Here is a 1,554-nt window from a genome sequence, read left to right on the forward strand (position 1 = left end):
AAAAATTTACATTGTATTAAAGGGCCACCATACATTGATTGTAACCCCAGACGGCAAAGGATATTTTAATAGCACCGGAAACGCCGGTATGGCAAAGGGTGGGAGTGGAGATGTACTTACCGGCATCCTAGCAGGCCTGTTGGCGCAAGGTTACAAGCCTTTGCACGCCTGTATGCTGGGGGTTTACTTGCACGGGCTTGCCGGTGATATTGCCGCTGAAAAACTTTCGCAGGAGGCCATGCTGCCGGGTGATATCATACTTAACCTGGGCGCCGCATTTAAAATTATTGAAAAAATTAAATAGTTGAATACCACGTTGTTTACTGAAAACCTAACCAATAGCACATGCAACTAAACTGGATTTACAAATCATTCCACCTCCTTACTGTTGAAGAATTGTATGCTATTATGCAACTGCGAAATGAAGTTTTTTCTGTAGAACAAAATTGTGTTTACCAGGATGCAGATGATAAAGACCAGGCGTCTTATCATCTTGCCGGATGGGATGGTAAAAAGCTGGCTGCCTATTGCAGGATATTACCTGCCGGATTATCTTATGATTCTCCGAGTATTGGCAGGGTTGTTTCCTCCCCGGCATACCGCAATAGCGGCTGCGGACGTCGGCTGATGCAGCTGGCGATTGCCAAAAGCCTGGCTCAATTCAACCATCCCTTAATAACCATTAGCGCACAGTTTTACCTCCAGAAATTCTATAGCGATCTTGGCTTTAAACAAATCAGCGATATATATCAGGAAGATGGCATACCGCATATTAAGATGCAGTTAAGGTCAGGGTCAAAGTAAATAAACAATAATTTAAAGTTTTGGCCGTTTATAATTTTCAGTGAAGATGATGTAGTTATTGCGTCGTTTAACTAATTAATCCGTTACTAATCCTTGATATCCAAATTATCCAAAATGTTCCCTAATGAAAAATCATTTACACACCTGTTTTAAAAGGCGGTTTTTCCCTCTTATTGTTTTACTGTTTATTTATACAGCCGGCAATGCACAGCATTTAATGTTGGGCAATGATGAGGTTCAAATTGAAGCTGGCTTAAACTTTGGACCCACTTTTTTCCTGGGCGATTTGGGTGGTAAGGTAGGTAAGGGAACAACCTTTATCAAGGATCTGAATTTTGAGCTTACTAAATTAATGAAAGGTGCTTTTATTTCCATTTATCCTTCGGAATGGTATGGCATCAGGATCGCTGGTCAGTACACTTACGTGGAAGGCAAGGACCCTTTAATAAATACCAATGGGGTAGATGAATTGTGGCGTAAACAAAGGAATCTCGATTTTAAAAGTAATATGTGGGAAGTGTATGCTGCCATTGAGTTTTTTCCGATTCAATATGCAAAAAGAAACGATGAAGAATATAACCCCAGGCTTAGGCCCTATATCTTTGCTGGGTTGGGAGCTTTTCATTTTAATCCCAAAGGGTCGCTTAAAGATCAGAATGGTAATGTAACCTGGCATGAGCTTCATCCATTACGAACAGAAGGACAGGGTTTTGCTGAATACCCGGACAAAAAGCCTTACCAGTTAACACA

2 protein-coding genes and 1 pseudogene are annotated in these 1,554 nt (G+C 41.1%); all 3 read left to right on the forward strand.

The features are described from left to right. Positions 1–304, forward strand: a 304-nt coding sequence (locus H7254_RS20790; RefSeq protein ID WP_301934802.1) for an ADP/ATP-dependent (S)-NAD(P)H-hydrate dehydratase, incomplete at its 5' end; no start/stop codon positions are given. Between the two features lie 41 nt (positions 305–345). Further along, positions 346–804 (forward strand): GNAT family N-acetyltransferase, encoded by a 459-nt coding sequence (locus H7254_RS20795; RefSeq protein WP_301934803.1) that lies wholly within the window; start codon positions 346–348, stop codon positions 802–804. Between the two features lie 124 nt (positions 805–928). Next, positions 929–1,554: pseudogene (locus H7254_RS20800) on the forward strand (hypothetical protein); the annotation flags it as partial.

Origin of the sequence: Ferruginibacter sp., from assembly GCF_014377975.1 — a bacterium.
In the GTDB taxonomy this organism is placed as follows: domain Bacteria; phylum Bacteroidota; class Bacteroidia; order Chitinophagales; family Chitinophagaceae; genus Ferruginibacter.

Bases quoted from the DNA above. Each gene is read 5' to 3' on its own strand.
- H7254_RS20795 (WP_301934803.1), top strand. From the start codon at position 346: ATGCAACTAAACTGGATTTACAAATCATTCCACCTCCTTACTGTTGAA.